Raw genomic sequence first — 14,231 nt, 5'->3', positions numbered from 1 at the left:
CCTCGGGGGAGGGGAAAATCGTGCCGCGCGGATCACCCTCAGCGCTCCTGCATCGCGTGCTGGAGGCCGTTTAGGACCGGCGAGAAGACATAGTCGAGGATGGTGCGGCGCCCGGTCAGGATGCTGCAGGTCACCCGCACGCCGGGGAAAAGCTCGTAGGTCTTGCCGCCATAGTCGAAGCGGGTCACCGGCAGCTCGACGCGCACCTTGTAGTAGGACTGCTTGTTGGCATCGAGCAGGGTGTCGGGGCTGATCGTCCGCACCCGGCCCTCGATATGGCCGAAGCGTGAGGCGTCGCTGCCGGCGAGCGTCACCACCACCGGTTGGTCGGCGCGGACATAGCCGATGTCCTGCACCGGCAGGCGGGCGTCCACCACCAGATTGCCGTCGCGCGGCACCAGCTCCACCACGGTTTCCCCCGCCTTGACGACGGCGCCCTTGGTGGAGACCGCCAGTGTCTTGACGATGCCGTCCATCGGCGCGCGCATGCTGGAGCGATCCAGGCTGTCCTGGTAACGGGTCAGCCGCTGCGACAGTTCGCTGTGGTTGCGCCGCGCCTCGTCGAGCGCGTTGCGGCCCTCTTCCTCATATTTGCGGCCGATCCACACCAGCTTGCTGCGGGCCTCGGCCAGAGCCGCTTCGGCCTGGGCCAGGGTGGCCCGATCTTCGGCGATTGAACCGGTGATGCGGGCATCGTCGCGCAGCAACTCCAGATGCTTCATGCGGTTGGTGATCTCGCGTTTCAGCAGGCTTTCGCTGATGGACAGCTGCTCGCGGATCAGGCCCTGCGCCACCTGGGAGCCGGCGATGCGGGCGCGGACGGCGGCCATCTGCTGTTCGCGCTGGACGATGTCCTGGCGCTGGATGTCGAGGTCGGAGGCCAGCCGGTCGCGCCGGGCGCGGAACAGGTCGCGGGTCTGCGCCACCAGATCCGGCCGCTCGCGGCTCAGCTTGTCGGGAAAGTCGATGCTGTCGCGGCGCGCGACCTCGGCCTCCAGCCGGGCGATGTCGGCGGAGAGCGAGCCGAGGCGCAGGCGCAATTCCTCAAGGTCTGCGCGCGTCTTGGTCTGATCCAGCTCGACCAGAATCTGCCCGGCCTTCACCGAATCGCCTTCCTGCACCAGGATGTCGCGGACGATGCCGCCTTCGAAATGCTGGACCGACTGGTTGTAGGCCAGCGGCACCACGTCGCCGGGAGCGCTGCTTGAGACGTTCAGCTCGGCGACCGACGCCCAGCCCACCGCAGCCAGGAAGGCGGCGATGCCGACGGCGAACAACCCGTCGCCGAAGCGGCCTTCGGTCTCCGGCGTCGTGGCAGTGGTGAAGGGCAGTGCCGGTGCCGTCGCGCCCCCCAGAGGAAGGGTAGGGCCGGCGACCGGCTTGCGGGTCAGCAGGGGAAGCGGCTTCATGACGCCACCATTGCGGCCGTGTCGGGGGGCATCGCCATGTCCTGCGGGCGGTCGAGGTCGAGCACCAGTGAGGCGCCCTGGAGGATGCGCGAATCATGCGAGGCGATGACCACGGTGTGGCCGGCGCGCGCCAGTTCGATCAGCGTACGGTAGACGACGGCGGTACCTTCGGCATCCAGCCCGTCGGTCGGCTCGTCCAGCAGGATCAGCCGTCCGCCGACCGCGAGTGCGCGGGCGAGCGCCAGCCTGCGCCGATGGCCGACCGGCAGTTCCTGGCCGAAATTGCGCAGCGGCGTGTCCAACCCCTGGGCGCAGTCGGCGACCGCGCGGTCGGCGCCGGCACGGTGAAGAACGGCCTGCAACTCCGTCTCGGACAAACGCGGGTTGGCGAGCAGCAGGTTCTCCCGGATGGTCCGGTTGAGAAAGACCGGCTCCTGCGGCAGATAACCGATCTGCTGACGCCACCAGAGCGGGGCGAATTTGCGGATGTCGACGCCGTCGGCCAGCACTGCCCCTTCCTGCGGATCGACCAGCCCGGCGACCAGGCGGATCAGCGTCGATTTGCCCGATCCGTTCCGGCCCTTCAGCACCAGGATGTTGCCGGCGGGGACCAACAGCGACAGGCGGCGCAGCAACGGGGTGACGGCGCCGGCCGGGGTGTAGGTCAGGTCGCGAAGTTCCAGCGTCCCGCCATAGCGGGGCAGGCTGGTGCCGGTCTGCGGCTCCACCGCCGTGCGGGCGAACTGCTCCAGACGGCTCTGCGCCTGCCGCGCCATCGCCAGCGATTCGCCGATCTGCGCCAGCCGGGTGAAGGGAGCCAGCGCCCGGCCGACCAGCAGGTTGACGCCGATCAATGAGCCGACATCCAGTTCGCCGCGCACCACCAGCACGGCACCGGTGGCGATGACCGCCACGCCCTGCAGCGCCTGGAGGCTTTGTGCCATCGACTGGGCGCGGCCCTGTCGCATCGACATCCGCTCGCGCATCGTCCGCAGTGCCTTCGCCGCCCGCTGCCACTCGCTCAGCAGCGGCTTCGCGCCGCCGAACAGGGCGACCGCGTCGCGGCCGACGATGGCGGAGGTGACGAGACCCTGCGCTTCGGCGCCCGCCTGGGCCAGATCGCGTCCGACCGCCCGCATGTCCGCCTGGGCCAGCAGGCCGGCACCGATCGACAACAGAGTGAAGAGGACGCAGATCGCCGCCAGCGGCCAGGAGACCAGCGCGACCACGACGATGAAGCCCAGCGCGAACGGCAGATCGAACAGCGTCGCCAGATTGGCGGAGCCCAATGCCGCGTCGATCTGTTCGGGCGCCCGCATCGCCTCACGCCGGGCGGCGTCGCCTTCCGCCGAACCGGCTCCGCTCCGTGCGGTCAGCAGGATGCCGAAGGCGCCGGTCGCCAGCCGCTCATGCTCGGCACGGCCGATGCGTCCAGCGATGCCCAGCCGGACATGGCGGAACAAATGTTCGAAAGCGATGGACAGCACGACGCCGACGGTCAGCGCCACGAGCGTGGAATCGACGCCGTGCGTCACATACCGGTTCAGCACCAGCATGGTGTAGAAGGAGGAGGCGAGGCCGAGCAGGTTCGCGGCGAACGAGGCCGCGAAGACGCGGGTCGTCAGCCGCAGATTTGCGCGAAGCCGCAGAAGCAGCAGGCCGATGGCGCCGCCGGTCATTGCTGGTCTCCCTTCCCGCGCTTGCGCTTCGAATCCCGTTTGGCGGGAGGCGCCGGTTCCTGCCTGCCGGGGTCGTCGAACAGGCCGCGTCCCATTGCCGCCAGTTTCGGCATCGGCTTGGTCTGGATGTCGGCAACGCTGAGCCGGCCCATGGCGGCCAGCAGGCGGTAGCCGGCGAGAACCAGTTCCGTCTCGGCGGCGGCGGCGTCGCTGCGGGCGTTGATCAGCGTCGTCTCGCCCGACAGGATGTCGATGAGCGACCGGGAGCCCAACTCACGCTCCGCCCGCGCCACATCGAGGAAGCCGGCGGCGAGGCTCGCCTGATCGTTCAGCAGCTTCACCTGAGACCGGGCGCTTGCCAGCCGGTTCCAGCTGTTGCGGACGGTTTCCAGCACCGTGCGCTCCTGATCGGCCCAGTTGGCGTCGGCGGCGCGCAGGTCGGCCTCGGCGAGGCGGACGCTGTTGATCGCTGTCAGGCCGGTGTTCAGCGAAAAGGTGACCTGCAGCTTGAACAGCAGCTCGTTCTGCCGTCCGGGCTGGCCGGCGACGTCGCGCTTGATGTTGCGCTCGACGAAGCCTTCGACCCGGGGATAGAGGCTGCGGCCGCGCACCGAGGTCACGGCCTCCTCTGCCGCGGCGGTGGTCAGGGCCAACTCCTGTAGACGCGGATTGTGGCGGCGCGCCTCCTCCACAGCCGCGTCCATCGACGGGGGCAGGGTGGCTTTGGTCATCGCCAGAACCTCGGCGCCGTCCAGCCGGAAGGACACATGGCCGAAATAGGCCTGGAAGCGGCTCAGCGCGGTCTGCATCGCCTCTTCGGCGGCGACGCGGCGGGCCTGGGCGCCGGCAAGCTGGCTCTTCGCCTGCAGGACGTCGGTGGAGAAGCCGTAGCCCTCCTGAAGGCGGACCTCCTCAAGGCCGGTCTGGCGGCGGATGTTGTCTTCCGACTGGCGGGCGAAGGTGAGCAGACGGTGGGCGCGGACGAGATTGGCGTAGGCGGAGAGGCCTTCCACCAGCAACTCCTGGCGGGTGCGCTCCACCGCGATGTCGGCGCGGACGACTGAGACTTGCGCCCGTCGGATGTCGGCATTGGTCGCATCGAAGTCCCAGATCAGCTGGGTCGCGCGTACCGAAAGCTGGCCGGCGTTCAGGTCCGTGTTGGGAAGGCCCGCCGGCTTTTCGGTGGTTTCGCGTCCGCCGTTGGCCGACAGGCTGAGCGTCGGATACCAGCCGCCATGGCTGATCCGCAGGCCATTGCGTGCGGAGTCGGCTGCCGCCTCCGCCCCTCTCAGACGGTCATGCGTTTCCGTCGCCTTGGCAATCAGCGAGATCACGTCTTCGCGCGGCGATGCAATCGAAGGTTGCGCACCTCCGCCAAGAAGCGCAAGCCAGGCCGTGGCGTAAAAGAAAAATTTTCGCATGAAGGTCCTGGGAAACGCTGTCGGCTGACGCTTTGCGACTTGTTGCGCTGGTGAATATAGCCGACCGATCTCGTCAGAAATTAAGACAAAACAGTGTTCAATTGCTTAATAAATCCTCTAAATTCGACATTTCTATTAGGATCCGTTTATGTGATGCACGTTTGACGCATCGCTGTTTTGCAAATGATGTTGATCGGGAGCGTGCGACTCCGGGCTCCATGCGAGCAAATGAGAGGAATCCGGCTGCAGCACAACTCCCGCGTCGGTGGGCAGGCCAAGGCCGGACGCCAGAAGACTGGTGAAGTTGGTCCCTGGCACCGCATTGTGAGCGGCACTGGCCGGGGCGAACGCCGTCGGCTGGATCTGGACCTGTGCCGCGGAGGCGGCCTTTACGTCGAACGCGACGCCGGCCACCATTTGGGTGCTGCCGTTGGCCATCGTCATGCTGGTGGTGCCCAGGATCCGGCTACCGGCGAGGCTCGCGTCGCTTGGTGTCGATGTGGTGGCGATGGAGCGGATGCCCGCTTCGGAGAGGCTCCGCAGTTCACTGGGCTGGCTTATTCCGTCGCCGTTGACATCCTGCCAGACCTTCAGCGTGGCGAAGGCGTCGTCTGTCGAATCCAGGCGTCCGTCATGGTTGCGGTCGAGGGATGCCATCGCCTCCAGGCTGCTGTTGAAGCCGGTGCCGAACTGCTCCGATACCAGTTCGTGTGCGTCGTTGATGCGGCCGTCGCCGTTGCTGTCCTGTACCAGTAGGGCGTTGCCGGCCCCGACCCAGCCGGTGCTGTCGGCGACGCCGTCGCCGGTCACGTCGAAATGGATGCCGTCGGACAGCGGACGCAGGGCCAGCCCCTGTCCGGTCATGTCCAGCACGATGGGATCGCTGGCGACGGTGGTGAGCTTGACGTTGTCGACGCGCAGGATCGGGTTGACGCTGTTGTCGCCGGTGTCGGAGGTGCCGAAGCCGAGCGACAGGGTGCTGTTTGCCGACACCACCACGCTGAAACTGCCGCTGGCACTCGCCTCTTTCGCCAGCAGCGTCACCACGCCGTTGACGCTGACAAAGGCGAAGTCGTGATAGGACGCGTTGTCGGTGAAGGTGAAGGACCAGTCGAAGGTCAGCGTCGTGTCCTGCGTCACCGTCACGGTCGTGCCGAGCTTCATCGCATGTCCGGCGGACGGCACAGTCCCGGTCGCGGTGGCGATGGAGCCGTGGGTCAGGCCGAGGAAGTCCTCCAACTGGGTCGGCGTCTGCCCGCTCGCCGAGGTGATGGTGCCCTCATGACCGTCCCCGGTCGAACCGACGCTGGTGCCGCCGGTGTAGGTCCAGCCGCTCAGCCCATTGTCGAAGGAGCCGTTCGGGATCAGCACGCCGGGGTGCAGTGTCACGCTGTCGGTGGCGGTGGAGAAGGCGCTGCCGGCGCTGGTGTCCATCGCCACCTTGGTGCCTGCGGTTCCACTGGTCTGGTCCCAGGCATGGATGGTCAGGGCTCCGCTGACGGTGGCGGGCACCGACGCGTTGGGCTGGAAATAGAGCCGGTCGGTCGACCGCAGGAGCAAAGCGGAGTCGCTGTCGTTGACCGTGCCGACCAGGGTCCAGGTCGTGCCGCCGTCGGTCGAGAACCACCAGTGCCCATAGCTCTCGTTGGTGCCGACCAGGGCGATGCCGGTCACGGAACCCGCATCGCCGTCGGTGACGTTGGCCGGTCCGGCGCCGTTCAGGCCGACCAGCGTCGATACGGCGATCCCCGCCGTGCCGGAGGTGGGCGGCGCCAGCGCCTCCGCCGCGACGGAAAGGGAGAGATTGGTGTCGATCAGAGCCGGGGAGGCATTGGGCGGCACCACCGTGACGGCAACGGATGCGTCGGCGGTCAGCGGCCCGCCCGCCCCACCGCCGCCCTGGTCATCCACCTGTATATGGATGCTGTCGGCGCCGGTGTAGGAGCTTGCGGTATAGAGAAGCCCATTGGTGGCGCCCAGCAGACTGTCGATGGTGGCAAGCGTCGCCCGAACGGTGACGGTGTCCGTCCCGTTGCCGGTGATGACGGCATCCAGCCCATCATTCGCCAGGGTCAGGGTTCCGTGTCCGGCGGACAGGGTGACCAGCATCGGCGTCGAACCGGCGTCGATGTCCGACACCGACAGCCCGGTGACCGCGACGGCCACGCCCTTCACCGTCGACAGCGAGGTCGTGCCGGCGGTGACCTGCGGCGCGTCGTTGACCGCTGTGACGCTTCCGGTCACCGCGATGGTTTCGGCACTGTAGACCGTGCTGCCGCCGACGCCCTGCGTCAGGTCGGCATGGCTTCCGGTCAGGGTGGCGCCGCCCTCCTCGATCAGCCGGACCGTCAGCGCCGGGGTGGTGCCGTTCCAGTCGGCGGCCGGCAGGAAACGCAGGCGATCGCCGGCGGCAATCACCAATGCCGATCCTTCCGACACCGCCCCCACGGCCGCCCAGGCGGTGCCGGTCCAATATTGCCAAACGCCTTGCGTAGCGGTCGCCGCATTGCCGACGATGGCGATCCCGGCAAAGCCGTTGGCCGAAGATCCCCCAGCCACCGCGTCGGCCGCGTCGGAGAACAGGCTGCCGAACAGGCTGGTGACGGTAGCCCCGGCTGGATCGGCGGTGTCCTCCGCGATGTCCGGCAGGGTCGCGGCGGTGCCGGTGGCGACCGGGGCGTCGTTGGCGGCATCGACGGTGCCGGCCAGCGCGATGGTACCGGCACTGAAGCGGCTGGTCCCACCGCCGGTGGTCTCGGTGACACGCTCGCCGCTGGCGAAGGCGCCCTGAGAATCATCCACCATCCTCACGGTCAGAGCCGGCGTCGTGCCGTTCCAGTCGGTGGCGGGCAGGAAGCGCAGAGTGGTGCCGGCGGCCAGCAGCAGCCCGTTGCCGTCGCTCGCCGCGCCGATATCGGTCCAGGCGGTTCCGGTCCAGTACTGCCAAGAGCCCTGGGCAGCTGTGGCGGCGTTGCCGATCACCAGCACCCCAGCGAAGGCGTTCGCCGTCGATCCGCCGGCCACCGCGTCCGTCGGGTCGGAGAACAGGCTGCCGAACAGGGCGGAGACGGTCGTGCCGGTTGTGTCGGCTGCATCCTCCAAGATAGGCGCCAACGCCGCTGTCGTGCCGGTGGCGACCGGGGCGTCATTGACGGCGGTCACATGGCTGTCGAGCAGGATGGCGGACACGCTGTAGGGTGTCGTTCCGCCGACGCCGAGGCTTTTCAGGTCGACACGGCCGCCGCTGACGATGGCACCCTGGGAATCATCGACCAGACGCACCATCAGGCTGGGTGGCTGGCCGTTCCAGTTGGCGACGGGGAGGAAGCGCAGCATCGTGTCGGCGGACAGAAGCAGTGCATTGCCGTCCGACGCCGCGCCGACCGCGATCCAATTGCCACCGTCCCAATACTGCCACTCGCCCTGGGCGGCGTTGCCCGGATTGGCGACCACGGCCACACCGGCGAAGCCGTTGCCGGCCGCTCCGAAAACAGCATCGCTCGGATCGGAAAACAGCTTGCCGAACAGCGAGGAGACGCTGGCGCCGGCCGGGTTGGTGCCGTCCTCCGCCACGGCATCCAGGACCGCTTGAACACCGGTCGCCACCGGGGCGCCATTGACGGGGGTGATCTCAAGGGAAAGCTGCGCGACCTCCGACGACAGGGGCGTCGTGCCTCCCGTGCCGGCAATCGTGAACAGGCGGTGTTCGGCGCTGCTGTAGCCGCCAGTCCACCCATCTCCCACCGCCCGAAGGTCCAGGGCCGGAGCTTGTCCGGAGGCGCCTGCCGCCGGCAGGAAGCGGAGAAGGGCATTGCTCGGCAGAACGAGGGCCGCCGTTTCGGCAACCGAGCCCACAGCCAGCCAATTGCCGCCATCGACGCTGTACTGCCAGATGCCGAGCGCCGAACCGCTGTTGCCCACGATGGCGACGCCGACCACGCTGCCGCCCGTTTCGCCAGGACGGAACATCGATTCGATCAGGTGGAAGACGGTGAACCCGGCGGGAGCGGTCGTTCCCTCGGCCACCGCCAGCGCCTTCGCCAAGGCCGTTGCGTCGAAGGACGATGACAGGGTAGGCGCGGCGATACGCTGCTCGGCCGGAAGGCTGGGAGTGGAGGGAAGCGTCGGCGTGTTGCTGGGCGAACTGGTGCCGGTTGTGTCGGATGATGCGTTCTCGAGGGCCTGGACCGCCGCCTGGACCGCCCGCTGCTGGCTTTGCGCGGCAACGGCGAAGGCGTCGGTGGTGGTCAGCGCCTTGGTCACCGACGGAGATGAGGCCGCTGGCCGCGCATCCGCGGATGTGGTGGCGTGGGTGGACGTGTCGTTTGCGGTTGCCTTGTCCGTTAGGCCGGCCTGATCGAAGCTGATTGTCTTGAGCGCGGCCTCGCTCATCGTCGCCTGCTTTGCCGCCGGGGCAGAGGAGGAGTCCGGCGCGGCGGGCGTTCCATCGGCGGAGGCATCGGCCGCGTGTTTGTCGCCTGCGTTCTCCTTGGCATCGCCCTTGCCGTCGCCCTTGTCGGCGTTGCCGTCCTTATCCGCTTCCCCGTCCTGCTTGCCGTCTTTCGCCGAGGAGTCCGCCACCTGCTCGGCGGCCTTGCCGTCTGCGCTTTTGCTGTGCTGTGCGGTGTCCTCGGCCGTCTTCTTGCCATCGTCGGACTCTTTGGCAGCGGCGGCCTTGTCCGGGTTGGCGAGGTCGGACATAGCCTTGTCCTGCGGCGACACCGGGACCTCGCTGGCATGGGCATTCTGCTGGACAGTTTCCGCAGCCTGACGGGCCGCCGCCAGGGCCTGCCCGGCGGTCCGCCCTTCCGCCAAGGCCTGTCCCAGTGCCGCGCTGAATGCGGCTCCGCTTCCGCCTAAGGCCTGGACGGCTTGCTGGACATTATTCCCGCTGGCGAGCGCCGTGACCAGCGGATCGGCCTTGACGCCTTTCATCGTCTCGGCGGATAGGGCGGACAGGGCGACGACGTCCTGCCGTGCCGCGCCCAGTGCCCCGGCCGGTTCATGGCCTGCCGATAGTGCGCTTTCCAGAGCCTGACCGAACCCGCCGGATGCCTTCGCGTCGATACCGGTGGCCGTGGCGAAGGTTTTTACGGTCTCGGCCACGTCGCGGCCGGACGAAAGCGACGCCACCAGCGCGTCGGTCGGCTTCGCCGGTACGACGGCGGTATGTTGGCTGGCCGTCATGTCCGATTGTGCCCTGACCGACGCGCCGAGCGCCGCATCTGGCGCCCCACCCCGGGCCAGCGCATCATTCAGGACGCTGGCAAAGGCCGGGCCGCCCAGCGCATTGCGCGCCTCCGCGCCTCCGGAAGCCAGCGTAGCGAGCATAAGGTTTCCGTCGGACTGCGCAACCGAGGCTGAGTGGGCCAAAACCTCGCTGCTGGCGCTCAGTTCCTTGGCTGCGGTGACTGCTGTGTCGGACTCGGAACCGCTGGACAGCGCCCGTTCGAGCGTATCGGCGAAGTGGCTGCTCTGATTGCTTCCCAATGCCTTGACCGCCTCCTGCACACCCGAGCCCGAGGCCAGTGCGGCGGTCAGTTGGTCCACTGGAGAAAGCGGAGGCGCCGAAGGAGGCGTTTGGGCCGCCGGCGTGCTCAAGGACTGTGCCAGCGCGGCAATCGGGTCCGCCGCCCCCGCCGGCCGGGCGAGCGGGTCCATTACGCCGTTGAACAGGGCGGCGGACAGGTCGGCTGCCGAGCCTGGGGCGGACAGTGATTGCGCGTCCACTCCCTGTCCTTGGGCCAATGCCGTCGCCATACGCTGCTCGCCGGTCAGGGATGCCGCGTCCTGCACCGCCTGAGCCATGCGCGCGGCGGCACCCACAGCGATCCGGTTCGCCTGGAGGATGGCGGCATCCGGCGTGGCATGGGCGCCGAGTCCATCGGCGAAGTCATGCATCCAGCCTTCCGCGAGCGTGCCTGCGGCGTTTCCAGGCAAGCCTTGGTTGCTCAAGGCTTCCGCCATCTTCTCCTGCACCGCCAGTAGCGCCTGCCGATTTCCGCTCAGAAGCACCTCTGCCGCTTCCGAAGCGAGCGCCTCAGGGATGGTCATGAGCGGAGCGGACGGTGCGTCGGCCTTCTGAGGGTCTGTCATCATGGCCCTTTCGCCGGGGCAGAAGTTGCTAGTAGCAACTGGCAATGAGACCGTGATTTGCTGAAGAAAGTCTGAACGCCGTTAAATATGGGTGCCGGACTGTCAGCCCTTCTGCGATAAATCCCTGTCCTGAATAGGCTCTTTAGTTCAGAGAAATTCGATATTCAAAGACTGAGGGCTAAGCTTGGAGTAGTGCCGAAGCAAGACAAGCCAGTATGTCGCTACATTCCTCTGCCCCATATTTCCCGACGCTCAGATTCTGATAATTGGCAAACTCAATTCTCGGTGGTTGCGCGCCCCCGCAACCAAATCAACAAAATGCCCGCCTCCGCAAGGAGAGAGGGCTTTTCGCTGTTCCTCGTACGACAACGCTTTCGCCGAGACCATCAACGACCTCTACAAGACGGGGGTGATCCGGCGCCGCGGGCTGTGGCGGAACCTGCGGTTCAAGGCTGGCCGTTCCGGAGCTTTCGGCGGGCTGACAGGGCTCCACCCATAAAAAGCCCCGGCGGGACGGGTCCGGCCGGGGCGACAAGGCAGTTGAGACGACGACGACTGCGGAAAGACATGCGGTTACGGCACGGCGGTCACGACGCGTGGCGCAGGGGGGCGGAACCGGGGGAGTTCGGCCGTTTCTGCGCCGCGGTCGTGGGGAAAGGCAGCACCGACGGGCGGCCGTCGGACACCCGCAGGGCATCCGCAGGTTCCCGCCCGTTCAGCAGCCACTGATAGGCGGCGGCGATGGCGACCCGGTCGCGGCCGTCGGCGGACAGGACGCGCAGGCCGGCTGCGGTTTCCCCAGTCGTGCCGCTGCGGCGAACCGCATCGCACAGCGCATGGCCGAGCCGGAGATCCGACACCAAAACCGCGCTGATCCCGGCCTGGACGACGACCGAGGCCAAGGCTCCCACATGGGAGGACGGCAGGGGGGAAAAGCCGACCTCCCGCAGATCCAGGAACAGGCCACGCCCGTTGCTGCCGCCGGACAGCGCAGTGCGCAACGTCCCGAGCCAGGCTGAAGGAGGAGCGTCACGAAGGCCGCTGCAGGCGACGGCGTGGAGACCCCAGTCGGTGGCTGCGACGGCGATGTCCTTCATGCTGTTCCCCTTCGGTGAAGCCCGGGTTCCTCGTGCAGGTCGGCTCCCCTGAGTCCACCGGCTGGGGGGCCGGATGACCGCGACGGAGCGTCCCTGCCGAAAGAGTATAGGGGAGATTCCTAACAATCAGTAACAGAAACCAGTTTCAGGATTGAAATCCGCATTCCGGTTTCAGCATCCGATGGGCCGTCCCTCCGCCGCGCATTGCAGAAGCAAAGCGGACGGGCGCCATTGCGGGCCGCCGATGTCGCGGTGGTAACGCTGAACTGCCTCGGCGATCCTGCCGACTCCTTCCTGGTTGGCCCAGAACAGCAGGCCGCCGCGCCAGGACGGGAAGCCGTAGCCGTGCAGCCAGATGGCGTCGATGTCCACCGGACGGGCGGCGATGCCTTCCTCCAGGATCTTGGCCGCCTCGTTCACCATCGCATAGAGGCAGCGTTCGCGGACCTCCTCGTCGCTGACGGTGCGCGGGGTGATGCCACGGCGCCGGCGGTCTTCCTCGATCACCGCCGCCACCTCCGGATCAGGGATCGGAGTGCGGCTGCCGGGTTCGTAGCGGTAGACGCCGGCCGAGGTCTTCTGGCCGTAACGGCCGCGTTCCGCCAGCGTGTCGAGCCAGTTGGGCGCCTGCGCCTCCGGATCGCCGGACTTGCGCCGCTCCTCGCGGATGCGCCAGCCGACATCGATGCCGGCAAGGTCGGTCATGGAGAAATGGCCGAGCGGGAAACCGAACTCCGTCAGCACGCGATCGACCTGCTCCGGACTGGCGCCTTCCTCGACCAGAGCCATCGATTCCCGGCCGCGCTGGTGCAGGATGCGGTTGCCGACGAAGCCGTAGCAGACGCCGACCGCCACGCCGACCTTGCCGATCCTGCGCGCCAGCCCCATCACCGTCGCCAGCACGCTGTCGGAGGTCTTGGCCCCGCGCACCACCTCCAGCAGGCGCATGACGTTGGCCGGGCTGAAGAAATGCATGCCCAGCACGTCCTGCGGCCGGCCGGTCGCCGCGGCGATGGCGTCGACGTCCAGCGTCGAGGTGTTGGTGGCGAGGATCGCGCCCGGCTTGCAGGTCTCATCCAGCGTCCGGAAGATGGTCTGCTTGACCTCCATGCTCTCGAACGCCGCCTCCACCACCAGATCAACGTCGGCGAGGTCAGCGTAGGATAGGGTCGGGTGGATCAGCGCCATGCGCTCCTCCACCTGTGCCGCAGTCAGCCGGCCCTTGCGGGCGGTGGCCTCGTAGTTGCGGCGGATGGCGGCGATGCCGCGGTCGAGCCCCTCCTGCGCCGTGTCGACCAGCACTGCCGGAATGCCGGCATTGGCGAAGCACATGGCGATGCCGCCGCCCATCGTGCCCGCGCCGATCACCCCGACCTTGCGGATGTCGCGCGTCGGCGTGTCGGCGGGCAGGCCGGGGACCTTCGCCACCTCGCGCTCCGCGAAGAAGGCGTGGATCAGGCCGGCGCGCTGCGGCGACTCCATGCAGGCCAGGAACAGTTCCCGCTCACGCGCCGTGCCCTCGGCGAAGGGCAGGGTGACGGCGGCTTCCACCGCATCGACGATGCGGTGCGGGGAGAACAGGTGCGGTTGGCGCTTGGCGAGTTCGGCCCGCTTCGCCGCGAACAGGGCGGGGTCGGTGCCGGCGATGCGGTCGGTGCGGGCGCTGACCGGCTGCGGGACGATTCCATCGACGAGCAGCCGTTCGGCGGCGCGCAGGCCGGCTTCCAAGGGAGAGGAGCCGTCCTCCACCGCATCGACGAGGCCGAGCGCCAGCGCCTCCTCCGCGCCGACCGGATCGCCGGACAGGATCATGTCCAGCGCCTTGGCGGCCCCGACCAGCCGCGGCAGCCGTTGCGTGCCGCCGGCGCCCGGCAGCAGGCCCAATTTCACCTCCGGCAGGCCGAGCTTGGCCGATTTCAGCGCGACGCGGACATGGCAGGCCAGCGCCACCTCCAGCCCGCCGCCCAGCGCGGTGCCATGGATGGCGGCGATCACCGGCTTGGTCGCGGCGTCGAGGCGCGCCACCACCTCCGGCAGGGTCGGCGGGGCGGAAGGCTTTCCGAACTCCCGGATGTCGGCACCGGCCATGAAGGTGCGGCCGGCACAGACGATCACCAGCGCGTCCGCCCCGTCGTCGGCCAGCCCGGCGTCGAGTGCGGCGACCAATCCGCTGCGCACACCATGGCCGACGGCGTTGACCGGCGGGTAATCGACGGTGATGACGCCGACTTGGCCCCAAACCCCTTCATTTGGGCGCGCATACTGGACAGGATTGGGCGGAACCGCTTCAGTCTGGGCCGGCGACGGCATCGGCACTCTCCGAAAAGCCATGGGTCCGGGCCGATCCGATCGCAAACGGTGTCGTGGGGGCGGCCCGCGGATCGTCAGTCTAGCAGACGATCCGGCCGAATCAAGTTTTCGGAATATTATTTCATTAAACGAAATATGATCCCCATCGCGCGGCATCGGGAACCGAAGGGCACGGGCGAAGGTTGGCACTCGGGTCGAAGGTTACCGCTGGAGTTGGGG

General features: G+C 68.0%; 6 protein-coding genes. All 6 read right to left on the bottom strand.

Features of this window, described 5'->3' with window-relative positions; all coding sequences use genetic code 11:
- Positions 1-38 precede the first annotated feature (38 nt).
- The 6 genes from TSO5_RS29420 to TSO5_RS29390 all read right to left on the bottom strand — a co-directional run bounded on the left by TSO5_RS29420 (position 39) and on the right by TSO5_RS29390 (position 14,012).
- Positions 39-1,409, bottom strand: coding sequence for an HlyD family type I secretion periplasmic adaptor subunit (locus TSO5_RS29420; protein WP_109154933.1), 1,371 nt, complete (start codon positions 1,407-1,409; stop codon positions 39-41).
- On the bottom strand, positions 1,406-3,088 hold the full coding sequence (locus TSO5_RS29415) for an ATP-binding cassette domain-containing protein (RefSeq protein WP_109154932.1): 1,683 nt from the start codon (positions 3,086-3,088) through the stop codon (positions 1,406-1,408). Before TSO5_RS29415 ends, TSO5_RS29420 begins: the two co-directional genes overlap by 4 nt.
- A complete protein-coding gene (locus tag TSO5_RS29410) occupies positions 3,085-4,422 on the bottom strand; it encodes a TolC family protein (protein WP_247871025.1) in 1,338 nt (445 codons plus the stop codon). Before TSO5_RS29410 ends, TSO5_RS29415 begins: the two co-directional genes overlap by 4 nt.
- Positions 4,423-4,644: 222 nt before the next feature.
- The gene (locus tag TSO5_RS33090; RefSeq protein WP_199231058.1) at positions 4,645-10,608 is read right to left on the bottom strand and encodes a hypothetical protein; all 5,964 of its coding nucleotides are present in this window, start codon (positions 10,606-10,608) and stop codon (positions 4,645-4,647) included.
- A 584-nt stretch (positions 10,609-11,192) separates the two neighbouring features.
- Positions 11,193-11,702, bottom strand: coding sequence for a hypothetical protein (locus TSO5_RS29395; RefSeq protein ID WP_109154930.1), 510 nt, complete (start codon positions 11,700-11,702; stop codon positions 11,193-11,195).
- Positions 11,703-11,873: 171 nt separating this feature from the next.
- Positions 11,874-14,012: a 3-hydroxyacyl-CoA dehydrogenase NAD-binding domain-containing protein gene (locus tag TSO5_RS29390; protein WP_199231057.1), complete on the bottom strand. Its 2,139-nt coding sequence runs from the start codon at positions 14,010-14,012 to the stop codon at positions 11,874-11,876.
- Positions 14,013-14,231 lie beyond the last annotated feature (219 nt).

Origin of the sequence: Azospirillum sp. TSO5 (assembly GCF_003116065.1) — a bacterium.
Classification (GTDB): domain Bacteria; phylum Pseudomonadota; class Alphaproteobacteria; order Azospirillales; family Azospirillaceae; genus Azospirillum.
This window is presented reverse-complemented; position numbering and strand designations above follow the sequence as displayed.

What these genes read in the sequence shown, in the direction of transcription:
- TSO5_RS33090 (WP_199231058.1), bottom strand. Translation starts at nt 10,608, where the DNA reads ATGATGACAGACCCTCAGAAGGCCGACGCACCGTCCGCTCCGCTCATG.
- TSO5_RS29415 (WP_109154932.1), bottom strand. Translation starts at nt 3,088, where the DNA reads ATGACCGGCGGCGCCATCGGCCTGCTGCTTCTGCGGCTTCGCGCAAAT.
- TSO5_RS29395 (WP_109154930.1), bottom strand. Translation starts at nt 11,702, where the DNA reads ATGAAGGACATCGCCGTCGCAGCCACCGACTGGGGTCTCCACGCCGTC.
- TSO5_RS29420 (WP_109154933.1), bottom strand. Translation starts at nt 1,409, where the DNA reads ATGAAGCCGCTTCCCCTGCTGACCCGCAAGCCGGTCGCCGGCCCTACC.
- TSO5_RS29390 (WP_199231057.1), bottom strand. Translation starts at nt 14,012, where the DNA reads ATGCCGTCGCCGGCCCAGACTGAAGCGGTTCCGCCCAATCCTGTCCAG.